We start from the raw sequence: 23,689 nt of genomic DNA on the forward strand, positions 1-23,689 counted from the left end.
GTCCCCTGAGTCCCCGCCCATGGTCGCGCCCCCCCATCCGCTGGAGGACGAGTGGTTGTGGGGATGGGACCCGACGCCGGGCATCGTGTCCGTCTGGGCGGAGCCGGACGGGCGAGCCTTCATCTGGAAGCGGCAGCCGGGCACGCACGCGAGGCTGCGCGAGGACGCAAGGTACCGGCCCTGGGTGCTGCTCGCGTCGCTTCAAGACCTGGAGCACCTGGGGGACACGCTCCGCCCGGAAGGCATGCCCCCGGTGCCGGGCGCGATGACGTTCCGTGAACTGGAGGGACCCGGCGCGCTGCGCTTCCTCGTCAGCGCGGATGACGGCCGCGCGCTGGCGTCCGCCGTGCTCAAGGGCGCATCGAAGCGGTTGGATCAACGCGTGGGCCACCTGCGCGACCTGGGCCCGGCCGCGGCGCTGGTGCTGCCTCCGGAGGAGCAGTACCTGGTGGCCACCGGCCGCACGTACTTCCGCGACCTGGTCTTCGACGACCTGCGAAGGCTCCAGTTCGACCTGGAGACCACCGGCCTGGATCCATCCAGGGACCGCATCTTCCTCGTGGCGGTGAGGGATCCGGACGGCCGGGCGGAGACGCTGGAGGTGACAGCGGACGGAGACGCCGGAGAGGCGGACCTGTTGCGCCGGCTGGTCGCGCGCATCCGCGAGGCCGACCCCGACGTGGTGGAGAACCACAACCTGCACGGCTTCGACCTGCCCTTCCTGGACCAACGCGCGAAGCGGCTGAACGTGTCGCTGGCGCTGGGCCGAGCGGGGCTGCCGGGCCTGCGCCACCGCCCCTCGGCGAGAGGCGCCGCGCTGAACCGGGGCCCTGGAGGCCGTGACGCGGACGCCATGCGCCGCGCGCGCTACACCGTCCCCGGCCGCGAGTTCATCGACACGCTGGACGCCGTGCGCCGCCACGACTTCGCCGCCCGAGACCTGCCCGGCCACGGACTCAAGGCGGTGGCGCGACACCTGGGCCTGTCCGGGCCCGACCGCGAGCTCATCCCCGGCGCGCGCGTGCACGAGGTCTTCCTGAAGGATCCGGAGCGCGTGCGCCGCTACGCGCGCGAGGACGTGACGGAGGCCGCGGGGCTGGCGCACCTCATGGGCGGCGCGGCGTTCGCGCTCGCGCGCATGGCCCCCCGGCGCTACGAGCGGCTGGCGGACGCGGGACCGGCGACGGGCGTGTTGGATCCGCTGATGGTGCGCGCCTACGTGCGCTCGGGCGCGGCGCTGCCCGGGCACGAATCCGGCGACGGCACATCCCACAGCGGCGCGGCGCTGCACCTGTTCGCCACCGGCGTCGCGCGCCACATCGTGAAGGCGGACGTGGCCAGCCTCTACCCGTCGCTGATGCGCCAGTACCGCATCGGGCCGAAGCGCGACCGGCTGAACGTGCTGCTCGCGCTGGTGGACCGGCTGCTGGATCAGCGCCTGGACGCGAAGGCGAAGGGGAAGAAGGCCCCGCCCGGCTCCCCGGAGCGCCACACGCACGAGGCCGTCTCCGCGGCGATGAAGCTCCTGATCAACTCCGCCTACGGCTACATGGGCGCGGTGGGCCTCACCCGCTTCTCGGACGTGCACGCCGCCAACGAGGTGACGCGGCGCGGACGCGAGCTGCTGGGCCTGATGTGCCGCGAGCTGGCACAACGGGGCGTGACGCTGCTGGAGGCCGACACGGACGGCGTCTACTTCGCGGTGCCGGAAGCCTGGACGGAGACCGACGAGCGCCGCGTGGTGTCGGAGGTCGCGGCCCTGCTGCCACCGCGCGTGAAGCTGGAGTTCGACGGGCGCTACGCCGCCATGCTGTCGCACGAACCCAAGAACTACGCGCTCCAGCCCTACGCCGGGCCCCTGCTGCTGCGCGGGGTGGCCTTCCGCTCCAGCCGCGCGGAGCCTTATGGAGAGGACTTCCTGCGCCGAGCCCTCCATCACCTGCTGGCCGGCGACGTGCGCACCGTGCGCGACACCTACGTGGACGCGGTGATGGCGCTCAGGCGGCGCCGGGTCCCCACCTTCGAGGTCTCCGCGCAGGTGCGGCTGACCAAGTCCCCCTCGCAGTACCTGGCCACGCGCAAGCAGCGCAGGGAGCTGCCGTACGAAGCGCTGCTCACGAACGGCCGCGAGCACTGGTCCCTGGGCGAGCGAGTGCGCATCTACCGCGCCACCGGCGGCCGCGCGGGCCTGCTCCCGGAAGCACTCACCGAGGACGGCGAACCCGCCCCACGCCCCGCTCCAGGCGAGCCCGCGGGCGACGACGCGCGCGACTACGACGTCGAGTACTACGTGCGCCAGCTCAAGGACTCGTTCGCGGCCCGGCTCGCGCGAGGCCTGGCCCCGGAGGACTTCGCCACCGTGTTCGCGGACCCCGACCAGCCCTCGCTCTTCACGCCGTCGCTCGCGGACGCGCGGCCCGTGCTCACCGTCGTGAGAGAGCCCCGAGGCCCGGAGTTCGGTGAGGACACGCAGGTGGTTGGAGCCCCGCCCTTCTCACCGTGACTGGAACCCTGCCGTGTCCCGGTTGCTCCGGGAGTCAGTGGGAGGCTTCTGCTACGTTGCGTCAACTTCGATGGCCTTCTCGTTGATGAAGCGTCTCCCGCCGCGCGCGCTGGTGGTTCCCGGCACCGTGGCCCTGCTGCTCCTGCTTCCCTCGCTCATCTATTGGAGCGCGGTCATCCACCGGTATGGCCTGCGTGACGACTACGCCATCCTGCGCGAGGCGCGCGAGGAGCCGGGGAAGATCCTCCGTTTCTGCGCGTCGCAGGGCCGCCCGCTCTACGGCTGGATGCTGGAGGCGTCCGCGAAGGCGGCCAACGGCATCGACGGGCTGGTGGGGCTGCGGCTGATGGGCGTGGCCGGCCTGGGAGTGCTCGCGGCGGCGGTGTTCCTGCTGCTGCGCAAGGAGGGTTGGCGGACGGGCGCCGCCGCGCTGCTGGCGGGGTTCCTCACGGTCACGCCGTCCGCGCAGGTCATCGCCAACTGGAGCATCTGCTGGCCGCAGGCCCTGGCGCTGATGCTGGGCCTGGGCGCGTTCGCCTTCGCCCGCCGCGCCATCGGTCCGCCGGGAGCGGAGGCCCCCGTCCGGTGGCCGTACGCGCTGGCCGCGGTGGGGAGCATGGCAAGCGCGACGCTCATCTATCAGGTGAGCGGCCTGTTCTCCGCGGTGCTGCTGGCGGCGTCACTGGTGGTGCGCCGCGACGTGTCGCTGAAGGACACCGCGCGATGGATGCTCAAGCACCTGCTGGTGATGGCCGCGGGCCTGGCGCTCGCGTACGCCGTCACGCAGGTGCTGTTCAAGGCGGGCATCTTCCCGCCCTCGCCCCGGCTCAGCTTCGAGAAGCACTGGGTGGACAAGACCGTCTGGGCGCTCACGCACGTGTTCCCCAACGCGCTCGCGCTGTCCGCGCTCAACGAGGCGCCACCAGGCGACATGGACGGCTACTGGGCCATGGTGGTGCTGACGCTGACGCTCCTGGGCGTGGGCATCGCGGTGGAGGGGCGCCGCTCGGGGCTCGGGGGCGTGGGGCGCTGGCTGCTGGCGCTGGTGACGCTGTCGGGCGTGGCGTACTCGGTGAGCTTCCTCGCCGGGGAGCGGTGGCCCACCTACCGCACGCTCAACGCGCTCACGGGCGTGTGGGCCGTGTTCTTCGCCGCGTCGCTGGTGAACCTGGGCACCCTCTGGCCCAGGCATGGCCCGCGCATGGCCACGGGCCTGCTCACCGCGTTCGTGGCCTTCAGCGCCCTGCTCGCGCACGAGCAGTCCCTGGAGCTGTTCGCCCTGCCCCAGGGCCGGGAGCTGGCGGTGATGGCGCAGGGCGCGAGCCTCGTCGTCCCGGACAGGAAGCCGCGCGTCTTCGTCCTCACCGCGAAGCAGTCGGACTCCACCGCGCCCTTCCACTATCTGGACGAGTTCGGCTCCGTCTCCGTGGACGCGGAGTGGGTGGCCAAGGAGATGCTCAAGGCCCTGGTGAAGGAGCGCTTCCCCCGCGAGCGCGACGTGAGCGGCCTCTACCGCTTCGCCGCCGGCCCCGTCGCCCCGGAGCCGCGCAACTACGACATCCTCATCGACATGCGCCGCCAACACGTGAGCGCCGTCAGCCCCATTCTCCAGAAGCCCCGCTAGCTCCCCGCGCCTCAGGGGAATCCCTGAGGCGTGCGCTCGGCTCCCACCCGGATTTCCGGGGAGATTCGCGCGGCCGGGAGCAACCGGCGTCGACCGGTGCAGGATCGCTCCCACCGGCGGCGTGAATCCGGGTAATGAATCGAGGAGTGAGCTCCACCGCTTCCGCTTCCGCCTGTCCCGGGGGCAGCCCCGTCCCGCGTCGCGGAAGCGGGCACGGCTTCCCCCTGGCGGCAGGAGATGCCCGCTGATGGGCGGTGAACGTCCGGTGCGGCACGACTGGGTGTACCTGGGCGCCAACTGGGCGGAGGCCCTGCGCTCGCCCCTGGTCCCGGACGTCCTCGCGCACGTCACTGCGTGGCGGGATCAGGGCCGGCCCTTCGCCGTCGCCCGGCAGGAGCCGCCGGACCAGGAGGACGACCTGAGGCTGGGGCTCACCCTGCCCGACCGCCGCCACCTGTCGCTGCACGGGGCCCTGTCCGCCGTGGAGCGCCACCTGCCGCCGCCCACGGTGCAGGAGGTGCGCGCCTCCGCCCCCGCGGCCTGGGGCCCCGCCCTGGACGACGTCATCGCCCTGGGCACCGCGCTGGATTTGACGGTGGGCGTGTTCGGTTCGCTGGCCTGGCAGCACCGCTCGGGCGTGCCCTTCGTGCGGCCGCTGTCGGACGTGGACCTGCTGTTCGCCCCCGCGCGCTGGTCGGACGTGGAGCGGCTGCTGTTCGGGCTGGAAGCGGTGTCCCGGCGCCACTCGGTGGTGCGCCTGGACGGCGAGGTGCTGCTGCCCGACGGCGGCGCCGTGTCCTGGCGCGAGCTGGCGCTGGAGCCCGAGCGCATCTGGGTCACCGGCCCCCGCGGCGCCAGGCCCCGCACGCTCCGCGAGCTGCGCGCCCTCTTCCCCTCCGAGTCCTGAAACTCGCGGGGCAAGCGCGCCCCGCGTGAATAGGCGCGCCCGCCGCCACGTCACGCAAGCCGCCGTCACAACCCGTTTCCGCCGCCCATTTCGAATGACTCGCGGGGCGCTTCGCACTCCGCGCGACACACGGGCGCGTCACCTCCCTGGACAAACCCGGAAGAACGTGAAGGCCGAGGCCGCGTTGCGTCTTTCATCAACAAGAACCCGGGGTTGTAACGGACACAGGGCAGGCGGCAGGGCGGGCTCCCGGCGTCTGGCCCGCTCGGGTCGGCCGCCCAATTGTCACCCTGTGAATGGTTTGGTAAAGGTTGTCTTTGGGGGCGATTGGGGCCTCTCCGTCACGATGGTGGGATTCTCCGTACAGCGCTGGGCCGCCTGGGCCCCCGGGCTCGTCCATCCTGCTTCCTGGGAAACGTGGCTCGCGACCCCGCATCCGCTCCCCGCGGAAGGCACGCCCGCGCTCGCGGCGATGCCCGCGATGATGCGCCGCCGGGTGGACCGGCTGGGCCGCATCGCGTTGCAGGCTGCGTATGACGCGCACGTGGACGCGCCGGACGCGCCCGTCATCTTCGCATCGCGTTATGGCGACCTGGGCCGCTCGGTGGAGCTGCTCACGCAGCTGGCGCGCTCGGAGCCGCTGTCGCCCACCTCCTTCAGCCTGTCGGTGCACAACGCCATCGGCGCGCTCTACTCCATCGCTCGGGGGGACACGTCCGCCTACGCCGCCATCGCCGCGGGAGAAGAGACGGTGGAGGCCGCCTTCACGGAGGCGTGCGGCCTGCTGTCGGACGGCGTCCCCCGGGTGATGGTCGTCGTCTACGACGAGCCCGTGCCCACGCCGTGGGAACACTTCTCCCGGGACGTGGCGTTTCCCCACGCATGGGCCTGCCTCCTCTCCGCCAGCACGGGCGCGGACGCCATCCACCTGGACTGCGCTGCCGGTGCCCCGGACGCGCCCGTCGCGCAGTTGGATGCGGCGGAGCTCCCGGCGGGCCTGAGCGCCCTGCGCTTCCTCGTTTCCGGCGCCTCGCGGTGGGAGCACGCGACAGGCGGCCGGTGTTGGCGGTGGGCGCGCCATGCTTGAGAAGCTCGAACGGCCGTGGCGCATCTTCGCCACCGGGTTGTCCTTCGCCACCTTCGGCCTGGGGGGGCTGGCGCTGCGGCTCCTCTACTTCCCGCTGCTCGCGCTCTTCGTGCGCGAACCGAAACGGCAGCAGCGGCTGGCGCGGCTCGCGGTGCACTACACGTTCCGCTTCTTCATCGGCTACATGCGCGCGCTGGGCGTGCTGCGCTACGAACTGCAAGGCGTGGAGAAGCTGGCGCGCTCCGGGCTGCTCATCCTGGCCAACCACCCGTCGCTCATCGACGTGGTGTTCCTCATCTCGCTGGTCCCCAACGCGGACTGCGTGGTGAAGGCGAGCCTGGCGAACAACCCGTTCACGCGCGGCCCCATCCGGGCGACGCGCTACCTGAGCAACGACTCCGGGCCCGGGCTTGTCCAGGACTGCATCGCGTCCGTGAAGGCCGGCAACAACCTCATCATCTTCCCGGAAGGCTCGCGCACGCCGCTGGACGGGAACATGCAGCTGCAGCGCGGCGCCGCCAACATCGCGGTGCGCGGCCCGTGCGACATCACGCCGGTCATCATCCGCTGCGAGCCGCGGGGCCTCACCAAGGGCATGCCCTGGTGGAAGGTTCCGGAGAAGCCCATGCACTACGTCATCCGCGTGGAGGACGACATCCCCGTGTCCGCCCAGGACGCGGAAGCGGGCGAGGCGGCGAAGGCCGCGCGCCAGCTCACCACCCGGTTGCACGACCATTTCTCCAGGGGGAGCCAGGAACATGTTGGAGCTTGAGCAGGAAATAAAGCGGCTGGTCATCGACACGTTGAACCTCGAGGACCTGAAGCCGGACGACATCGATCCGGCGGCGCCGCTGTTCGTCGAAGGGCTGGGGCTGGACTCCATTGACGCCCTGGAGCTCGGCCTCGCGTTGCAGAAGTCCTATGGCGTCGTGCTGGCGAGCGACTCCAAGGAGAATCGCCGTCACTTCGCCAGTGTTCGGGCGCTCGCGGACTTCGTCAGCACCCACCGCACCCGTTCCTAAGCAGCCCCCGTCAAAACCAAAGCGAGGACTCACCCCATGACCAAGCACGAGCTGTTCGAGCGCCTGAGCGCCATCCTCCAGGAAACCTTCGACATCGAGCCGTCCCGCATCGTCCCGGAGGCGCGTCTGCACGACGACCTCGACATCGACAGCATCGACGCCATCGACCTGCTGGTGCGCCTGAAGCCGGTGACGGGCCAGCGCGTTCCGCCGGAAGTCTTCCGCTCCGTGCGGACCATCCAGGACGTGGTGGACGCGCTGTACGGTCTGCTCGGCAGCGACTCCGCCGCGGCGTGAAACGCCTGCGTCCGGTGCTGTTGGGGCTCTTGAGCCTCGCCTACCCCCCGCTCGTCTATCTGGGCCTGGGCCACTTCGAGCCCCGCTGGATGGCGCTGCCCCTGGCGGCCATGGCGGTGGTGCGCGCGGTGGCGACGCGGGAAAAGATGTGGCTCGCGGCCGCGGTGGGCGCACTGGTGCTCGCGGGCTCCAGCATGCTGGGCAACAACGCCCTGCCCCTGAAGCTCTACCCGGTGCTGGTGAACGCGGTGCTCCTCACCGTATTCCTCACCAGCCTGGTGTATCCACCCAGCGTGATTGAGCGACTGGCGCGGCTTCGGGAGAAGGACCTGCCACCGTCGGGCGTGGCGTACACGCGCCGGGTGACGCAGGTGTGGTGCGGCTTCTTCGTCCTCAACGGCGCGCTCGCGCTCACCACGGCGCTCTTCGCGAGCGACGCGGCCTGGGCGCTCTACAACGGCCTCATCGCCTACGGCCTCATGGGCCTGCTGTTCGCGGGCGAATGGGTGGTGCGGCAGCGGGTGCGCGCACGGCACGCCCATGGCTGAGCCGCTCGCGCTCGAAGCCCTCCTCGTCCACGGCCGTCCCGCCGGGCACCCCGTGGCCCGGAGCGAGGACGGCGTGCGGGACTTCGGTGCGCTCCGCGCCCGGGTCGCCGGCTGGCGCTCGGCCTTCGCGGCGCACGGAGGCCAGCGCTACGCCCTCTTCACCGAGGACACCTTCGAGTTCGCCGCCGCGCTCCTGGGCGCCTGGCACGCGGGGGTGTGCATCTACCTGCCCGCGGACGCGCGCCCCGCCACGCTGGACGCGCTGAAGGCCCACGTGGACGGCTTCGCGGGCCGGGCCCCCCAGGGACAGGGGCCGCTGGCGCCCGCGATGAACGAGGACGGGACCGCCGCCGCGTTCCAGGCATTGTCGCCCGGGCTCGCCGCGCTGGTCGTCTACACGTCGGGCTCCAGCGGAGAGCCCACCGCCATCCCCAAGCGCCTGTCGCAGCTGTCCAGCGAGGTGGCCACGCTGGGCCGGCTGTTCGACGAGGCCGTGGGGGACGTGCCGGTGCTGGCCACCGTGTCTCACCAGCACATCTACGGCCTGCTGTTCCGGGTGCTGTGGCCGCTGACGTCGGGCCGCCCGTTCGACGCGCATGCCCTGCCCTATCCGGAGGACATCCTGGCCGCGCTCCAGGCTGGCCCCTCCTTGCTGGTGGCGAGCCCCGCGCACCTGAAGCGGCTGCCGGCCACGCTGGACTGGGCGGCCGTGCGCGGGAACCTGCGCGGGCTGTTCTCCTCCGGAGGGCCGCTCACTCCCGAAGCGCTCCATGCCTGCCGCGACCTCTTGGGCCGGGCGCCGGTGGAGGTGTACGGCAGCTCGGAGACGGGCGGCGTCGCGTGGCGCAGGCGCGACACGGACGACAGCGCGTCCTGGCGCACGATGCCGGGCGTGGAGGTGCGCGCGGACGAAGACGCGCTCTCTGTCCGCTCCCCCCACCTGGACCTGCCTCCGGGCGGGTGGTTCACCACGGAGGACCGCGCGAGGCCCGTGCCCGGCGGCTTCGAGCTGTTGGGGCGCCGCGACCGGCTGCTCAAGTTGGAGGAGAAGCGCGTGTCGCTCTCCGCCATGGAGCGGACGCTGGTGGCCGGGGGCCTGCTACGCGAGGCCCGGGTGCTGCCCCTCACGGAGGGCCACCGGGTGATTCTGGCGGTGGTGGGGGTGCCGGACGCGGAAGGCTGGCGGCTCCAGGAGTCGGGGGGCAGGCGGTCCCTGAGCCAGGCGCTGCGCGAGAAGTTGGCCCCGCATTTCGAGTCCAGTGCCTTGCCGCGCCGGTTCCGGTATCTGGAGGCCATGCCGGTCAACTCCCAGGGCAAATCCACCGAGGCGGCGCTCACCGCGCTCTTCGACCCGAAGCGTCCCCCGTTCCGTGTGCTGGAGCGCTCCGACGAGCGCGTGCTGCTGGCGGTGGAGGTCCCCGCGAATTCGCCCTACTTCGAAGGGCACTTCCCGGGCTCGCCCATCCTGCCCGGCGTCGTGCAGGTGGAGTGGTCCCTGCTCCTGGGCCGCGAGCACTTCACGCTGCCGCCGGACTTCCTCCGGCTGGAGACGCTGAAGTTCCAGCAGGTCATTTCGCCCGGCACGCTGCTGTCGCTGGAGCTCACCTGGGCGAAGGAGTCCGGGCGGCTGGGGTTCAAGTTGACGTCGGCCGCGGGCTCGCACGCCAGTGGCCGCATCGTGTTGGGGGGAGGGGCAGGATGAAGGTCTGCGCGGTGATTCCGGTCTACAACCACGGCGAGGCCGTGGGCGCGGTGGTGAAGGCGGTGCGCGGTCACGGGCTGCCCTGCGTGCTGGTGGACGACGGCAGCGAGCCCGGCTGCGCGGCGGTGCTGGACGGCCTGGCGCGCGAGGACAGCGAGCACGTGGAGGTGGTCCGCCTGCCCCAGAACGAGGGCAAGGGCGGCGCGATGATGGCGGGCCTGCGCGCGGCCCTCTCCCGGGGCTACAGCCACGCGCTGCAAATCGACGCGGACGGCCAGCACAACGCCAACGACATCCCGCGCTTCCTGGAACTGGCGAAGGCGCAGCCGGACATGATGGTGTGCGGCACGCCCGTCTATGATGACTCCGTGCCCAAGGGCCGGCTCTACGGCCGCTACGCCACGCACATCTGGGTGTGGATCAACACGCTGTCGTTCGCCATCCGCGATTCCATGTGCGGCTTCCGCGTGTATCCGCTGCAGCCCACCGTGGCGCTCATCGACTCGGTGAGAATCGGCAAGCGGATGGACTTCGACGTGGAGGTGCTGGTGCGCCTGTTCTGGCGCGGCATGCGCATCCTCAACCAGCCCACCCAGGTGCGCTACCCCACCGACGGCATCTCCCACTTCGACGTGCTCTGGGACAACGTGCGCATCTCCGGCATGCACGCCCGGCTCTTCTTCGGGATGCTGGTGCGGCTGCCCGTGCTCCTCTGGAACAAGGTGGCGAAATGAAGTCCCGCCACTGGGCGGAGATGGGGGAGACCACCTTCGTGGCCGGCATCTGGATCCTCTACTGGATCCACCGGTTGCTGGGCCGTTGGCCCTTCCGCGTCTGCCTCTACCCGGTGGTGCTGGTGAACTGGCTCCGGCGGCCGGTGCTGCAGCACTCGTCGCGCCAGTACCTGAAGCGGATGCAGACCGCGACCGGGGCCCTGGGGCACGAGCCCCACTGGCGCGACAGCGTTCGTCACGTGCTGATGTTCGCGGAGACCATGCTGGACAAGCTGCTCGCGGTGAGCGGGCGCTACCGCTTCGAGCGTGTGCGCACCGAGGGCCGCGAGGAGCTCTACGAGGCGGCGAAGTCCGGCAAGGGCGGCATCATCGTCACCGCGCACATGGGCTGCCTGGAGCTGTGCCGCACCATGGCGGAGCGCCGGGGCGAGGTGAAGCTCAACATCCTGGTGCACACGCTGCACGCGGAGCAGTTCAACCGCCTGCTCAAGCGGCTCAACCCGGAGAACGACTTCCGGCTGATGGAAGTCACGGACATGGGCCCGGCCACCGCGGTCGCGCTGAACGAGCGCGTGGAGGCCGGCGAGTTCGTGGTCATCGCGGGCGACCGCATCCCGGTGAATTCCGCCCAGACCGTGCGCGTCGACTTCCTCGGCCACCCGGCGCCATTTCCGGTGGGCCCCTACGTACTGGCGGCGCTCCTCAAGTGTCCGCTCTACCTGCTGGGCTGCATCCATGAGGGCAAGGGCTACACCATCCACTTCGAGCGCCTCTTCGAGCGCGTCGTGCTGCCTCGGGGCAAGCGCGAGCAGGCGCTCACCGACTGCGCGCAGCACTACGCAGCCCGGGTGACGGCGCTCCTCCAGCGCGCGCCCTACGACTGGTTCAACTTCTTTCCCTTCTGGGATCAGGTGCATGTCTCCGCGAAGCCCCCCACTTTCTGACACCCCGGTCCGCTTCGACGGCGGACGGCTGACGCTCGAGGACGTGGGCGCCCTGTCGCGCCGCGAGCGCCCGGCGGAGCTGGGCACGGCCCCGGCCTTCCGCCAGCGCATCGCCAAGGGCGCCGCGTTCCTGGACCGGCTGCTGGCGGAGGACGGCGTCATCTACGGCGTCACCACCGGCTACGGCGACTCCGTCACGGTGTCCATCCCGCCCGCGCTCGTCGCGGAGCTGCCGCACCACCTCTACACGTACCACGGCATCGGCGCGGGCCGGTTCCTCACCCCGGAGGAGACGCGCGCGGTGCTGGCCACTCGGCTGGCGTCGCTGTCGCAGGGCTTCTCCGGCGTGGGCGTGCCGCTGCTCACCCAGTTGGAGCTGCTGCTCCAGCACGACGTGCTGCCCATGATTCCCGCGGAAGGCTCCGTGGGCGCGTCCGGCGACCTGACGCCCCTGTCCTACGTGGCGGCGGTGCTCTGCGGCGAGCGCGACGTGTGGCACCGGGGCGAGCGCAAGCCCGCGGCGCAGGTGCTGAAGGAGCTGGGCATCGCGCCCCTCAAGCTGCGGCCGAAGGAAGGCCTGGCCATCATGAACGGCACCGCTGTGATGACGGCCCTGGCGTGCCTGGCGTGGGAGCGGGCGGAGTACGTGTCGAGGCTCGCCACGCGGCTCACCGCCTTCAACGTGCTGGCGAGCGCCGGCAACGCGCACCACTACGACGAGACGCTCTTCGCGGCGAAGCCCCACGCGGGACAGCAGCGCGTGGCGGCCCGACTGCGCGCGGACCTGGTCACGGACCGGCCACCGCGCAACGAGCAGCGGCTCCAGGACCGGTACTCGCTGCGGTGCGCGCCGCACGTCATCGGGGTGCTGGAGGACGCGCTGCCGTACTTCCGCACGCTCATCGAGAACGAGCTGAACAGCGCCAACGACAACCCGCTCATCGACCCGGACGGCGAGCGGGTGCTGCACGGCGGCCACTTCTACGGCGGCCACATCGCCTTCGCGATGGACGGGCTGAAGACCGCGGTGGCCAACGTGGCGGACCTGTTGGACCGGCAGCTGGCGCTGCTGGTGGACCCGCGCTTCAACCACGGGCTGCCCGCGAACCTCTCCGCGTCCACCGGCGCCCGCGCGGCCATCAACCACGGCCTCAAGGCGGCGCAGATCAGCGTCTCCGCGTGGACCGCGGAAGCGCTGAAGCAGACCATGCCCGCGTCCGTCTTCTCCCGCTCCACCGAGTGCCACAACCAGGACAAGGTGAGCATGGGCACCATCGCCGCGCGCGACTGCCTGCGCGTGCTGGAGCTGACGGAGCAGGTGGTCGCGGCGATGCTCATCGCGGCGCGCCAGGGCGTCACCCTGCGTCAGCGGGTGGACGCGGACGCGAAGCCCGGCCCCGCCCTGGCCGCGATGCACGCGGACCTGGAAGCACGCATCCCCTTGCTGGTGGAGGACCGGGCGCTGGACGGTGAGCTGCAGGGATTGATCACCGCCATCCGCCGTCGGGAGTGGAGGCTGCATGAAGCCTGACCTGAGCTGCGAGCTGGAGATCGACCCGGCGTTCCACGACCTCGACATGATGGAGATCGTCTGGCACGGCCACTACGTGAAGTACCTGGAGCTGGCGCGCGCCGTCATCCTGCGAAAGCACGACTACGACTGGCCGCAGATGCGCGAGTCCGGGTACGGCTGGCCCGTGGTGGAGATGAAGCTCAAGTACGTCTCCCCCATCTCCTACAAGCAGCGCATCATCGTGCGCGCCGAAATCACCGAGTGGGAGAACCGGCTGCGCTTCGACTACCTGCTGCGAGACGCGGACACCGGGCGCAAGGTGAACCAGGCCCACACCCTCCAGGTCGCGGTGTCCTTGAAGACGGGCGAGATGGAATACGTCTGCCCGGAAGTCCTCTGGAAGAAGTTGGGAGTGTGGCCGGGATGAAGCCCTTCCTCGTGTTGATGCTGTCGCTGCTGTCCGTGAGCGCCCACGCCGCGGACCTGGTGAAGGACGTGCGCGCGCGTCTGGTGGACGCGCCGCTGGTGCGTGGCCAGTTCGAGCAGAAGAAGACCGTGGCGGGCTTCAAGAAGCCGCTGGTGTCCAAGGGGGACTTCCTCCTCGCCCGCGACCAGGGCGTGCTGTGGAACACGCGCACGCCGTTCGCCTCCACGCTGACGCTCACGCGCAAGTCGCTGAGCGCACAGCAGGCCACGGGCGGCGCGGCCTATCACCTGGACTCCACCAAGGAGCCCGCGCTGGCGGCGGTGAACGAGCTACTCTTCGCGCTCCTGTCGGGCGACGTCGCGGCGCTCCAGAAGCGCTTCACGGTCGAGGGCGCGCTCGTCGGCGACAAGGGCTGGAAGCTGGAATTGACGCCCACGGACGCGGGGCTCGCGCGCGTCTTCAAGCACATCCACCTGGAGGGTGACGGGTACGTGCGCCAGGTGCAACTGGACGAGACGCGCGGCGACAGCAGCGTCATCACGTTCGAGCAGCTCGCGCAGACGCCTCCCCCCGACGCCACGGAAGCGGAACGCCTTGGCAAATAAGCTGGCCATCCTGTGGGCGCTGGTGGTGCTCGCCGTGGGCATTCACCAGGTGCAGTTCTGGCGCTCCGCGAGCCTGGACACCGACGTGCTCGCGCTCCTGCCGGAGGACGAGCAGGCGCCGGAGGTGGACGCCGCCACGCGCAAGCTCGCGGACGAAGCCGGCCGGCAGCTCGTGCTGCTGGTGGGCGCCAACGACTGGCCGTCCGCGCAGAAGGCCGCGGACGAGGCCACGCGCGTGCTCACGGAGTCCTCGGACCTGCTGGAGCCGGCGGTGGTGGACACCTCCGCGCTGGAGCAGGCGGTGGACTTCTACCGTCCCTATCGCGACCGGTTGCTCACGCCCGCGCAGCGCAAGTGGCTGGCGCGCGCGACGCCGGAGGAACTGGGCGGCACGGCGCTGATGAAGCTGTATCAGCCCGCGGGCGCGCAGCTGACGGACTGGAACGCGGATCCGCTGGGGCTGTGGCAGGACTGGTGGCAGGCCCGCGCGGCGGAGACGTCCGCCCGGCCTCGCGACGGACGGCTCTGGCTCTCCGGCGAGGGGCGCGAGTGGGTGCTCCTCATGTGGAAGAGCAAGGTGTCCGCCTTCGCGCTGGGAGACGGCTCGCGCGTCACCGCCACGGTGGAACGGGCGCGGGCACAGGTCGAAGCCACGGTGCCCGGCGGACGGCTGGTGGCCGCGGGCGTGCCGCTGTACGCGGAGGCCGCCGCCGCGCAGGCGAGCTGGGAGATGTCCACCATCGGCTTCGGGTCGCTGGCGGCGGTGCTCATCCTGGTATGGCTCACCTTCCGCTCGCTTCGGCCCATCCTCCTCGTGGGCGTGTCACTCACGCTGGGCTGCGCGGTGGCACTCACCGTCACCGCGCTGGTGTTCGACCGGGTGCACCTGCTCACGCTCGTCTTCGGCTCCAGCCTGGTGGGCGTGGCGGAGGACTACGGCTTCCACTACTTCGCCGCGCGTCAGGGCAAGGCCCCTTCGGAGCGCGGTCCGGTGATGCGCGCGCTCCTGCCCGGCATGGTGCTCGCGCTCGTCACCAGCGTGGTGGCGTACCTGGCGCTGGGCGTGGCGCCCTTCCCGGGCCTGCGGCAGATGGCGGTGTTCTCCGCCGCCGGCCTCACCGGCGCGTTCCTCACCGTGGTGTTCTGGTTCCCCTCGCTGGACACGGGCGCCCTGCCCATCACCTCCTTCTCGGAGCGCTTCTCCGCGTCCATCACCCGCTGGCCGCGCATCGCGTCCACCCCGGCGTGGTGGCTGTCCGGCGCGATCGTCACGGTGCTCGTGGCCGTGGGCATCTGGAAGCTGGAGCCCCGGGACGACCTGCGCCAGTTGCAGGGCGCGCCCGCGAACCTCATCGCGGATCAGCGTGAGTTGGGACGCCTGTTGGGGCTGCCCAGCCCGGCGCAGTTCTTCCTGGTGCAGGGCGACAGCGACGAACAGGTGCTCGCGCGCGAGGCCGTGCTGAAGACGAAGCTGGACGCGCTGGTCGTGGACAAGGTGTTCGCGGGCTATCGCGCCGTGTCCGACTGGCTCCCGTCCGAAGCGCAGCAGCACGAGGACGCGGCCCTGAGCGCCCGCGCGGAAGGCCTGGCCGTCGCCGCCGTCGCCGCCTCCACGGGTGAAGCCCCCACGCGCGCCGCGTTCTCCCAGGAACCGCTCACGCCCAAGCACTTCCTCGCCGGGCCCGCCGCCAACGTCATCCGGCAGCAGTGGCTGGGGACGCTGGGCAAGGCGCAATACAGCGTCCTCATGCTGCGCGGCCTCCACGACCCCAAGGTGCTGCCCCGCCTGGAAGAGGTGGCACGGGGCCTGGAGGGCGTCCGCTGGGTGGACAAGACGGCGGAGATTTCAGGCCTGCTCAGCCGCTACCGCCGCATCATGGGTGGGCTCATCGTCGCGGGCTACATCGCGGTGCTGCTCACGCTGGTGGCGCGCTTCGGCCGCCAGGCGTGGCGCGCGTGGGTCCCCTCCGTGCTGGGCACGCTGCTGACGCTCGCCATCTTCGGGTGGGTGGGCGCGCCGCTGCAGCTCTTCACCGTGCTCGGGCTGGTGCTGCTGCTGGGCATGGGCGTGGACTACGGCATCTTCCTTCTGGAGCACCCCGGTGACGGCTCCGCGTGGCTCGCGGTGGCGCTGGCCGGCGTGAGCACGCTCCTGTCCTTCGGGCTCCTGGGGCTCTCCGCCACGCCCGCGCTGCGCTCCTTCGGCCTCGCCATGCTGCTCGGCGAGGTCACCATCTGGATCCTCACTCCTTGTTTCCGACTTCCATCCGGGAAAGCCACACATTGAAAACTGAAACAGCGGACATCCTCATCATTGGCGCGGGCCCCGCGGGCTCCGTCGCGGCGGGCCTCCTTCGCAAGCAGGGCCGTGATGTCCTCGTGCTGGAGCGCGAGCAGTTCCCCCGCTTCTCCATTGGCGAGAGCCTGCTGCCGCAGAGCATGGAGTACATCCAGGAAGCCGGCTTCCTCCAGGACGTGGTGGAGGCGGGCTTCCAGTACAAGAACGGCGCCGCCTTCGAGCGCGCCGGCAAGTACACGGACTTCGACTTCCGCGAGAAGTTCAGCCCCGGCTGGGCCACCACCTACCAGGTGCAGCGCGCCCGCTTCGACCAGATTCTTGCCCAGGCCGCGGAGAAGAAGGGCGCCACCGTGCGCTTCCGCCACGAGGTGCTGACCGTGGACTTCTCCAGCGGGCAGCCGGTGGTGACGGCGCGCTCCCCTGAAGGCGAGACGTACCAGGTGAAGGCGCGCTTCCTCCTGGACGCGAGCGGCTTCGGCCGCGTGCTGCCACGCCTGTTGAACCTGGAGACCCCGTCCAACTTCCCCGTGCGCGGCGCCATCTTCACGCACGTGGTGGACAACGTTCCGCTCGGCACCTTCGACCGGAACAAGATCCGCGTCACGACGCACCCGGAGCACGTGCACGTCTGGTACTGGACCATCCCCTTCTCCGACGGCCGCTGTTCGCTGGGCGTGGTCGCGAAGAAGGAGTTCCTGGACCAGTACACCGGCACGGACACGGAGCGGCTCCAGGCCATCGTGAAGGAGGCGCCGTCGCTGCAGAACCTCCTGAAGAACGCCGTCTGGGACACGCCCGCGCGCAAGCTCACCGGCTACGCGGCCAACGTGAAGTCGCTGTGGGGCCCGGGCTTCGCGCTGCTGGGCAACGCGGGCGAGTTCCTGGACCCCGTGTTCTCCTCGGGCGTCACCATCGCCTTCAAGTCCGCGAGCCTCGCCTCCGCCTGTATCGCCCGGGAGTTCGCGGGGGAGAAGGTGGACTGGGAGAACGACTACGCGAAGCCGCTCAAGGCGGGCGTGGACACCTTCCGCACCTTCGTGGAGTCCTGGTACGAGGGCGGCTTCCAGAACATCATCTTCCATCCGAACCCGTCCGAGGACGTGCGCAAGATGATCTCCGCCATCCTCGCGGGCTACGCGTGGGACAAGAACAACCCCTACGTGGCGGAGAGCAAGCGGCGCCTGACCGTCCTCGAGGCGCTGTGCGCGGCGTAGTCGCCGCCCTGCTCGTCGCGGGGATGGTGGCCTGCACCACCTCGCCCCGGCCCCGGCCCGCCGCTCCTGGCGAGCCGTTGCCGGAGCTGCGCCTGGCTCCCGCCGCTCTCGGGGCGTCCGTGAGCCTGGCGCAGCAGCTGGTCTTCGCGCACGAGCAGGACCCCGGAGGCCCCCGCTCCCTGGAGGCCCTCCTGGAGGTGGATCCGGCTCAGGTGCAGCTGGCCGGGCTGGCCATGGGACACCGCATCCTCACCCTGCGCTGGGACGGCAGCCACCTGGTCGAGGAGCGGGACCCTCGCCTGCCCGCCCAGTTCAACTCCGCGCTCGTCATCCGGGACGTGCAGCTCGTCTACTGGCCGGCCGACGCCGTGCGCGCCGCCCTGCCCGCTGGGTGGACGCTGGAGGACGGACCGGGACAGCGGACCCTGTCGAAGAACGGCAGGGAATGGGTGTCGGTGCGCTACGATGGCACCCCGCGCTGGGAAGGGCGCACGCAGCTCACCAATCACTCCGAGCACTACCAGCTCACCATCGAATCGCACGTCGCGGACGAGTGACACCCCATGCCTCCTCCTGTCTTCCTCAACCAGCTGGGCCTCGTCTGCGCATTGGGCTCCGGGAAGCAGGAGGTGGCCCGGGCGCTGTTCGCGGACACCGTCTCCGGCGTCGCTTCGCATGCCGGGTACGCGGACCGTCCGTTGCACCTGGGCGTCGTCACCGCACCGCTCGCGGCGCAGGACGCCCTGCCCCCTTCGCAGCACAGCCGCAACAACGCGCTCCTGCTCACGGCATTGGAGCAGGTGCGCGCCGAGATTGACGCGGCCGTGGCCCGCTTCGGTCCCTCGCGCGTGGCGGTGGTGATGGGCACCAGCACCTCCGGCATCGGGGAAAGCGAGTCGGCCATCGCCGGCCACCTGGCCACGGGGGAGCTGCCGCCCCGCTTCCATCTGCAGCAGCAGGAACTGGGCTCCCCGGCGTTGGCGCTCTCGCACGTGCTGGGCACCCGGGGCCCCGCGTATGTCATCTCCACCGCGTGCTCCTCCAGCGCCAAGGCCCTGGCCAGCGCGGCGCGGATGCTGCGCACGGGCACCGTGGACGCGGTGCTGACGGGCGGCGTGGATTCGCTGTGCGGCTTCACCGTGGCGGGCTTCCGCTCGCTGGACTCCGTGAGCGAGGAGCGCTGCAACCCGATGAGCGCCCACCGCCACGGCATCAACATCGGCGAAGCGGCGGCGCTGTTCCTGATGACGCGCGAGCCGGGGCCGGTGCGCCTGTCCGGCTGGGGCGAGTCCTCCGACGCGCACCACATCTCCGCGCCCGAGCCCGGCGGCAAGGGCGCCATGGCAGCCATCCAGCAGGCACTGAAGCGCGCGGGACTTTCGCCGGAGCAGGTGGACTACGTGAACCTGCACGGCACCGCCACGCCGCAGAACGACGCCATGGAGACCCGCGCGGTGCACGCGCTGCTGGGGCCCGGCGTGAAGGCCAGTTCCACCAAGCCGCTCACCGGCCACACGCTGGGGGCCGCGGGCGCGCTGGAGGCGGCCTTCGCGTTCCTCACGCTCGTGGACAACCCGGAGGGACATCTGCCCGGGCACTTCTGGGACGGGGCCGTGGACGACTCGCTGCCGGCGCTGTCGCTGGTGAAGCCGGGGGAGTCGCTGGGGCGCCCGGTGAAGAGCGTGCTGAGCAATTCGTTCGCCTTCGGGGGAAGCAACGCGGCCCTCGTGCTGGAGCGCGCATGATGCGCATCGTGATTGATCAGCCCGTCGAGGAGCTGGTGCCCCATCAGGGGCGCATGCGGCTGCTCGACCGCGTCCTGGAAGGCGACGCGGACTCGCTGCTCGCGGAGGTCACCGTGCGCGAGGACAGCCTCTTCTACGCGGACGGCGTCGTGGGCGGCTGGGTGGGCATCGAGTACATGGCGCAGGCCGTAGCCGCGTGGGCCGGGTGGCATGCGCGCAAGCGCGGCGGCACGCCCCGGGTGGGCTTCCTGCTGGGCACGCGCCGCTTCGAGTGTAGCCGCCCCACCTTCAAGCTGGGCGAAACCCTGCGCATCGAGGTCCACCGCCAATTCTCCGCGGACAACGGGCTGGGCCAGTTCGACTGCACCTTGCGCATCGGGACGGAGCAGGTGGCCACGGCGGCGCTGACGGTCTACGAGCCGCAACCGGGGCAGGACCTGGGAAGGGGCAACACAGATGGGTGACAAGACGGTGCTGGTGACGGGCTCCAGCCGGGGCATCGGCCGCGCCATCGCGCTGCGCCTGGCCCGCGACGGCTACGACGTCGTGGTGCACTGCCGCAGCAAGCGCGAGGAGGCGGACGCGGTGGCCGCCCAGATTCGTGAAGCCGGTCGCGAGTCGCGCGTGCTCCAGTTCGACGTGGCGGACCGCGCCGCCACGCAGGCCGCGCTGCTCCAGGATGTCGAGGCCCACGGCTGCTACTACGGCGTGGTGTGCAACGCGGGCATCGCTCGCGACAACGCCTTCCCCGCGATGACGGCGGAAGAGTGGGACGGCGTCATCCACACCAACCTGGACGCGTTCTACAACGTGCTCAACCCGCTCACGATGCCGCTGGTGCGCCGCAAGAAGCCGGGCCGCATCGTCACGCTGTCGTCCGTGTCCGGGCTCATGGGCAACCGGGGTCAGGTGAACTACAGCGCCGCCAAGGCGGGCATCATCGGCGCGACGAAGGCGCTGGCGGTGGAGCTGGCCAAGCGCGACATCACCGTCAACTGCGTGGCGCCGGGCCTCATCGACACGGAGATGGTGCCTCCAGAGGTCCTGGAGGAGGCGCTCAAAATCATTCCCGCCCGCCGGATGGGCAAGCCCGAGGAGGTCGCCGCCGCGGTGGCCTTCCTCATGTCGGAAGATGCGGCCTACATCACGCGGCAGGTGATTTCGGTGAACGGGGGGATGATCGGATGAAGCGCGTAGTCGTCACCGGAGTCGGTGCGCTGAGCCCCCTGGGCCATGACTGGAAGACGGTCGAGGCGCGGCTGCGCGCGCGCCAGAACGCAGTCCAGGTGATGGAGCCCTGGAAGGCCTACGAGGGCCTCAACACGCGGCTGGGCGCTCCCGCCCTGCCCTTCGAGCTGCCGCCGTCCGCGTACACGCGAAAGACGACGCGCACCATGGGCCGCGTGGCGCTGATGGCGACGCGGGCCAGCGAGTTGGCGCTCCAGGACGCGGGCCTGTTGGGCAGCCCCCTGGTGAAGAGCGGGAAGATGGGCATCGCCTATGGCTCCTCCGCGGGGACGCCGGAGAACATGGGCGACTTCGGGAAGATGATCACCCACAAGACGACGGAGGGCATCACCGCGACGACGTACCTGCGGATGATGTCCCATACGGCGGCGGTGAACATCGGCGTCTTCTTCGGCGTCACCGGGCGCATCATCACCACGTCCAGCGCGTGCACGTCCGGCAGCCAGGGCATCGGCTACGCGTACGAAGCCATCAAGCTGGGCCGCCAGGTGGCGATGCTCGCGGGCGGCGCGGAGGAACTGGACGCCACGGGCGCGGCGGTGTTCGACACCCTCTTCGCCACCAGCACCAAGCACAACGAAGCGCCGCACCAGTCCCCCCGCCCCTTCCACGCCGAGCGCGACGGACTGGTGCTGGGCGAGGGCGCGTGCACGCTGGTGCTGGAGGAGCTGGAGCACGCGAAGGCTCGCGGCGCCACCATCCACGCGGAGCTGTTGGGGTACGGCACCAACAGCGACGGCCGCCACGTGACGCAGCCCAACGCGGACACCATGGCGGAGGCCATGCGGCTGGCGCTGGAGGACGCGGGCGTGCCTGCTTCCGCCATCCCCTACGTCAACGCGCACGGCACGGCGACGGACACGGGTGACGTGGCGGAGAGCGCGGCGACGAAGAGGGTCTTCGGGGAGAAGGTCGCCATCTCCAGCCTCAAGAGCTACATGGGCCACACGCTGGGGGCCTGCGGCGCGCTGGAGGCGTGGATGACCATCCAGATGATGCGCTCGGACTGGTTCGCGCCCACGCTGCACCTGACCGCGGACTCCGTGGATCCGAAGTGCGCGCCCCTGGACTATGTCGTGGGTGAGGGACGTGCGTTGCAGACGGACCTGGTGATGAGCAACAACTTCGCCTTCGGTGGCATCAACACGTCGTTGATCTTCCGCCGCTGGCCTTGATGCCTGGAGACACCGCCATGAAGAAAGCCCTCCTGTTGCTGGCCCTGACCGCCGCGAGCCCCGCCCTGGCGCGCGACACCGTGACGAAGGTGAAGCTGGCGGACGTGATGGCCCTGCCCGAGGCCAAGCAGAAGCTGGACGGCTCGGTGAAGTTCTTCATGGCGGGCGCGAAGACGCCCAACGTGCTCAAGACGCTGGGCAGCGACACCTCGAACAAGAAGACCAACGGCGTGGGCAAGTCGGACGACTACGCCTGCAAGTGGGCCGCCCTCTCCGCCATCATCGCCCTGCAGGAGGGCGCGAAGAAGAACGGCGCCAACGCGGTGGTCAACGTCGTCAGCTACTACAAGAAGGTGGAGTTCAAGAGCGCCACCGAAATCGAGTGCCACGCCGGCAGCTTCGTCACCGGCGTCGCGCTCAAGGGCGACTACGCCACCATCGCGAAGTAGTCCCGGAGGCGGCTTCCGCGCGGTGGGTCCTACCGCCGCGCGGGCACCTCGATGCGGCAGACGCTCCCGGGCGCCAGGTTCCGCGAGAGCATCCAGTCCTCCAGGTCGCGGTCGATGCGCGCCGAGGCCTCCGCGTTGAAGCGACGGTTGTCCTGGAGCTTCCACCCCTGCGGGTAGTTGCCCGAGTAGCCGTTCACCGTGGGCACGCCGTGCTCGCCGGACGCCCACACGGCGTCCAGCTGGTACTTCCACTCCTGGGCCTCGCCGGACGTCGGCGCGTAGAAGAAGGTCGCGCAGCCCGGTGCGATGCGCGCGGCCACCGACTCCACATCCGCGCGCGCTTCGTGCCGGTCATAAGCGGGACTGGCGAGCCCCTGCTCCAGGAGGCACAGCGCGCCCAGGCCCACCGCCAGCGCCGCGCGTCCGGAGTCCCACTGCCGCTGGAGGTACAGGGCCAGCCCCACGGCCGCGGGCACCAGCAGCCACATGCCGATGCGGGCCAGGGCCCGGATGGCCGCCGCGCCGGGCACGCCGTGAAAGACGAGCCACCAGGGCGTGTAGCCGCCCGTGTAGCGCGACGCGAGCACCACGGTGGCCACCGCCACGACGAGCAGCAGTCGCACCGCGGGCCGTGAGCGCGCCTGCCACAGGCCGATGCCCGCGAGCACCGGGGTGACGAAGCCGAAGCCCAGGCGGTGCTCCCACGCCACGGGCATGCGCTGGAACTTGGAGAAGCCGTTCGTCCACCCGTACAGCCAGCTGTCCTGGCCCACGAAGAACCAGCTCCAGAAGCGCGGCACCATGGGCGAGACTTCCGCGAAGGTGCGCAGCCCCACCGTGCCAATGGCCTGACGTGAGTGCAGGACGAGCGGCACGAGCAGCGCCAACCCCACGACACCGAAGCCCGCGAGCGCCGGGAGATGGCGGCGCAGCGCCGTCAGCAGCGGACCGCGCGTGTCCCGGAAGACGAGCCCGGCGATGAACGCCAGCAGCAGGAAGAAGAAGAGGAACCAGCCCCAGTAGAAGCCCGCGTAGAGCTGGGCCACGAACGCGCCCACCAGCAGCGCGGACCAGGCAATCCCACGCCGCCGGTCCGTCTCCGGCCGCGTCAGCGCGATGACCGCGCCCACGGCGAGGAGCGCGAAGAACTGTCCTTCCAGCTGCGGGTGGTTGAGTTGGTTGATGCGCGGCGCGCCGGCCGTGAAGAGCACCGCGCCCACCACGGCGGGAAGGACGCGCAGGCCAAAGCCTCGCCGCAGCAGCCACACCGCCGCGGCGTAGTTGAGCGCCGCCATGGTGAGCGACCACGCCTGCCATGACAGGTCCGCGCCAAGGCCCAGCGCGCGCCACAGCCAGTAGAACGGCGCCACGCCCAGGAGCACGTCGGAGTACGCGGCGACGTTGAGCTCCGGGTAGAACATCGGCGGATCCCAGAAGCGCGCGTGCGCCGGGTCGCCGGTCACGAAGCGCCAGCCGTGCTCCAGGACGTAGTGGTTGAAGCGCACGTCGCCCTCGTCCCCCTGCACCAGGCGCAGCCCGGACAGGATGGCGGGATGATGCGACAGCAACAGGGCCAGCACGCCGCCAGCGAGGACGAGCAGGGCGACGCGGGTGCGTTCCGTGACGGCGGTTCCCATGGGCGCCGG

General features: G+C 70.9%; 23 protein-coding genes. 22 read left to right on the forward strand and 1 reads right to left on the reverse strand.

The genetic code is table 11. The annotated features are described in order from the left end of the window. Positions 1-19: 19 nt before the first annotated feature. The 22 genes from D7X99_RS10290 (at position 20) to D7X99_RS10395 (ending at position 22,043) form a co-directional block, all read left to right on the forward strand. Positions 20-2,503, forward strand: coding sequence for a ribonuclease H-like domain-containing protein (locus D7X99_RS10290; RefSeq protein WP_121777609.1), 2,484 nt, complete (start codon positions 20-22; stop codon positions 2,501-2,503). A gap of 85 nt (positions 2,504-2,588) precedes the next feature. Beyond that, the gene (locus D7X99_RS10295) at positions 2,589-4,127 is read left to right on the forward strand and encodes a hypothetical protein (RefSeq protein ID WP_233613273.1); all 1,539 of its coding nucleotides are present in this window, start codon (positions 2,589-2,591) and stop codon (positions 4,125-4,127) included. A 247-nt stretch (positions 4,128-4,374) separates the two neighbouring features. Next, positions 4,375-5,034, forward strand: coding sequence for a malonate decarboxylase holo-[acyl-carrier-protein] synthase (mdcG, locus tag D7X99_RS10300; protein ID WP_120575938.1), 660 nt, complete (start codon positions 4,375-4,377; stop codon positions 5,032-5,034). A gap of 346 nt (positions 5,035-5,380) precedes the next feature. After that, on the forward strand, positions 5,381-6,121 hold the full coding sequence (locus tag D7X99_RS10305; protein WP_211483804.1) for a beta-ketoacyl synthase chain length factor: 741 nt from the start codon (positions 5,381-5,383) through the stop codon (positions 6,119-6,121). Next, positions 6,114-6,893, forward strand: a complete 780-nt coding sequence (locus D7X99_RS10310) for a 1-acyl-sn-glycerol-3-phosphate acyltransferase (protein WP_121777611.1) — start codon at positions 6,114-6,116, stop codon at positions 6,891-6,893. Before D7X99_RS10305 ends, D7X99_RS10310 begins: the two co-directional genes overlap by 8 nt. After that, the gene (locus tag D7X99_RS10315) at positions 6,880-7,143 is read left to right on the forward strand and encodes a phosphopantetheine-binding protein (protein ID WP_014398640.1); all 264 of its coding nucleotides are present in this window, start codon (positions 6,880-6,882) and stop codon (positions 7,141-7,143) included. The genes D7X99_RS10310 and D7X99_RS10315 overlap by 14 nt, the downstream gene beginning before the upstream one ends. Before the next feature lie 36 nt (positions 7,144-7,179). After that, entirely contained in the window at positions 7,180-7,440 is a 261-nt protein-coding gene (locus tag D7X99_RS10320) for an acyl carrier protein (protein ID WP_120563604.1), read from the forward strand. Continuing rightward, the gene (locus D7X99_RS10325) at positions 7,437-7,988 is read left to right on the forward strand and encodes a hypothetical protein (RefSeq protein ID WP_121777612.1); all 552 of its coding nucleotides are present in this window, start codon (positions 7,437-7,439) and stop codon (positions 7,986-7,988) included. Before D7X99_RS10320 ends, D7X99_RS10325 begins: the two co-directional genes overlap by 4 nt. Next, positions 7,981-9,690 carry an AMP-binding protein gene (locus tag D7X99_RS10330; RefSeq protein WP_121777613.1) on the forward strand — a complete coding sequence of 570 codons (1,710 nt, stop codon included), beginning with the start codon at positions 7,981-7,983 and terminating at the stop codon, positions 9,688-9,690. The genes D7X99_RS10325 and D7X99_RS10330 overlap by 8 nt, the downstream gene beginning before the upstream one ends. Then, a complete protein-coding gene (locus D7X99_RS10335; protein WP_121777614.1) occupies positions 9,687-10,424 on the forward strand; it encodes a glycosyltransferase family 2 protein in 738 nt (245 codons plus the stop codon). Before D7X99_RS10330 ends, D7X99_RS10335 begins: the two co-directional genes overlap by 4 nt. After that, positions 10,421-11,368 carry an acyltransferase gene (locus D7X99_RS10340; RefSeq protein ID WP_121777615.1) on the forward strand — a complete coding sequence of 316 codons (948 nt, stop codon included), beginning with the start codon at positions 10,421-10,423 and terminating at the stop codon, positions 11,366-11,368. Before D7X99_RS10335 ends, D7X99_RS10340 begins: the two co-directional genes overlap by 4 nt. Beyond that, on the forward strand, positions 11,340-12,899 hold the full coding sequence (gene hutH, locus D7X99_RS10345) for a histidine ammonia-lyase (RefSeq protein ID WP_121777616.1): 1,560 nt from the start codon (positions 11,340-11,342) through the stop codon (positions 12,897-12,899). The genes D7X99_RS10340 and hutH overlap by 29 nt, the downstream gene beginning before the upstream one ends. Then, on the forward strand, positions 12,889-13,308 hold the full coding sequence (locus D7X99_RS10350) for a thioesterase family protein (protein ID WP_121777617.1): 420 nt from the start codon (positions 12,889-12,891) through the stop codon (positions 13,306-13,308). Before hutH ends, D7X99_RS10350 begins: the two co-directional genes overlap by 11 nt. Continuing rightward, on the forward strand, positions 13,305-13,913 hold the full coding sequence (locus D7X99_RS10355) for an outer membrane lipoprotein carrier protein LolA (protein ID WP_121777618.1): 609 nt from the start codon (positions 13,305-13,307) through the stop codon (positions 13,911-13,913). Before D7X99_RS10350 ends, D7X99_RS10355 begins: the two co-directional genes overlap by 4 nt. Further along, on the forward strand, positions 13,903-16,200 hold the full coding sequence (locus tag D7X99_RS10360) for an MMPL family transporter (RefSeq protein ID WP_121777619.1): 2,298 nt from the start codon (positions 13,903-13,905) through the stop codon (positions 16,198-16,200). Before D7X99_RS10355 ends, D7X99_RS10360 begins: the two co-directional genes overlap by 11 nt. Continuing rightward, the gene (locus D7X99_RS10365) at positions 16,197-17,426 is read left to right on the forward strand and encodes an NAD(P)/FAD-dependent oxidoreductase (protein WP_121777620.1); all 1,230 of its coding nucleotides are present in this window, start codon (positions 16,197-16,199) and stop codon (positions 17,424-17,426) included. Before D7X99_RS10360 ends, D7X99_RS10365 begins: the two co-directional genes overlap by 4 nt. Next, positions 17,414-17,983, forward strand: coding sequence for a DUF3261 domain-containing protein (locus D7X99_RS10370; RefSeq protein ID WP_121777621.1), 570 nt, complete (start codon positions 17,414-17,416; stop codon positions 17,981-17,983). Before D7X99_RS10365 ends, D7X99_RS10370 begins: the two co-directional genes overlap by 13 nt. Positions 17,984-17,989: 6 nt before the next feature. Further along, positions 17,990-19,171 (forward strand): beta-ketoacyl-ACP synthase, encoded by a 1,182-nt coding sequence (locus D7X99_RS10375; protein ID WP_121777622.1) that lies wholly within the window; start codon positions 17,990-17,992, stop codon positions 19,169-19,171. Next, on the forward strand, positions 19,168-19,635 hold the full coding sequence (locus tag D7X99_RS10380) for a hotdog family protein (protein WP_121777623.1): 468 nt from the start codon (positions 19,168-19,170) through the stop codon (positions 19,633-19,635). Before D7X99_RS10375 ends, D7X99_RS10380 begins: the two co-directional genes overlap by 4 nt. Continuing rightward, on the forward strand, positions 19,628-20,359 hold the full coding sequence (fabG, locus tag D7X99_RS10385; protein WP_121777624.1) for a 3-oxoacyl-ACP reductase FabG: 732 nt from the start codon (positions 19,628-19,630) through the stop codon (positions 20,357-20,359). Before D7X99_RS10380 ends, fabG begins: the two co-directional genes overlap by 8 nt. Further along, the gene (locus tag D7X99_RS10390) at positions 20,356-21,594 is read left to right on the forward strand and encodes a beta-ketoacyl-ACP synthase (protein WP_121777625.1); all 1,239 of its coding nucleotides are present in this window, start codon (positions 20,356-20,358) and stop codon (positions 21,592-21,594) included. The genes fabG and D7X99_RS10390 overlap by 4 nt, the downstream gene beginning before the upstream one ends. Positions 21,595-21,611: 17 nt before the next feature. Then, positions 21,612-22,043, forward strand: a complete 432-nt coding sequence (locus tag D7X99_RS10395; RefSeq protein WP_120575953.1) for an excinuclease ATPase subunit — start codon at positions 21,612-21,614, stop codon at positions 22,041-22,043. A gap of 29 nt (positions 22,044-22,072) precedes the next feature. Here D7X99_RS10395 and D7X99_RS10400 read toward each other — a convergent pair whose 3' ends face one another. Continuing rightward, positions 22,073-23,680, reverse strand: a complete 1,608-nt coding sequence (locus D7X99_RS10400; RefSeq protein WP_121777626.1) for a hypothetical protein — start codon at positions 23,678-23,680, stop codon at positions 22,073-22,075. Positions 23,681-23,689 lie beyond the last annotated feature (9 nt).

Origin of the sequence: Corallococcus sp. AB032C (genome assembly GCF_003668935.1) — a bacterium.
Lineage (GTDB): Bacteria > Myxococcota > Myxococcia > Myxococcales > Myxococcaceae > Corallococcus > Corallococcus exiguus.

Coding starts and splice junctions, on each gene's coding strand:
- D7X99_RS10340 (WP_121777615.1), top strand. CDS start 10,421: ATGAAGTCCCGCCACTGGGCGGAGATGGGGGAGACCACCTTCGTGGCC.
- D7X99_RS10390 (WP_121777625.1), top strand. CDS start 20,356: ATGAAGCGCGTAGTCGTCACCGGAGTCGGTGCGCTGAGCCCCCTGGGC.
- D7X99_RS10320 (WP_120563604.1), top strand. CDS start 7,180: ATGACCAAGCACGAGCTGTTCGAGCGCCTGAGCGCCATCCTCCAGGAA.
- D7X99_RS10350 (WP_121777617.1), top strand. CDS start 12,889: ATGAAGCCTGACCTGAGCTGCGAGCTGGAGATCGACCCGGCGTTCCAC.
- D7X99_RS10290 (WP_121777609.1), top strand. CDS start 20: ATGGTCGCGCCCCCCCATCCGCTGGAGGACGAGTGGTTGTGGGGATGG.
- D7X99_RS10400 (WP_121777626.1), bottom strand. CDS start 23,680: ATGGGAACCGCCGTCACGGAACGCACCCGCGTCGCCCTGCTCGTCCTC.
- D7X99_RS10310 (WP_121777611.1), top strand. CDS start 6,114: ATGCTTGAGAAGCTCGAACGGCCGTGGCGCATCTTCGCCACCGGGTTG.
- D7X99_RS10380 (WP_121777623.1), top strand. CDS start 19,168: ATGATGCGCATCGTGATTGATCAGCCCGTCGAGGAGCTGGTGCCCCAT.
- hutH (WP_121777616.1), top strand. CDS start 11,340: ATGTCTCCGCGAAGCCCCCCACTTTCTGACACCCCGGTCCGCTTCGAC.
- D7X99_RS10395 (WP_120575953.1), top strand. CDS start 21,612: ATGAAGAAAGCCCTCCTGTTGCTGGCCCTGACCGCCGCGAGCCCCGCC.
- D7X99_RS10375 (WP_121777622.1), top strand. CDS start 17,990: ATGCCTCCTCCTGTCTTCCTCAACCAGCTGGGCCTCGTCTGCGCATTG.
- fabG (WP_121777624.1), top strand. CDS start 19,628: ATGGGTGACAAGACGGTGCTGGTGACGGGCTCCAGCCGGGGCATCGGC.
- D7X99_RS10335 (WP_121777614.1), top strand. CDS start 9,687: ATGAAGGTCTGCGCGGTGATTCCGGTCTACAACCACGGCGAGGCCGTG.
- D7X99_RS10315 (WP_014398640.1), top strand. CDS start 6,880: ATGTTGGAGCTTGAGCAGGAAATAAAGCGGCTGGTCATCGACACGTTG.
- D7X99_RS10330 (WP_121777613.1), top strand. CDS start 7,981: ATGGCTGAGCCGCTCGCGCTCGAAGCCCTCCTCGTCCACGGCCGTCCC.
- mdcG (WP_120575938.1), top strand. CDS start 4,375: ATGGGCGGTGAACGTCCGGTGCGGCACGACTGGGTGTACCTGGGCGCC.
- D7X99_RS10295 (WP_233613273.1), top strand. CDS start 2,589: ATGAAGCGTCTCCCGCCGCGCGCGCTGGTGGTTCCCGGCACCGTGGCC.
- D7X99_RS10305 (WP_211483804.1), top strand. CDS start 5,381: ATGGTGGGATTCTCCGTACAGCGCTGGGCCGCCTGGGCCCCCGGGCTC.
- D7X99_RS10355 (WP_121777618.1), top strand. CDS start 13,305: ATGAAGCCCTTCCTCGTGTTGATGCTGTCGCTGCTGTCCGTGAGCGCC.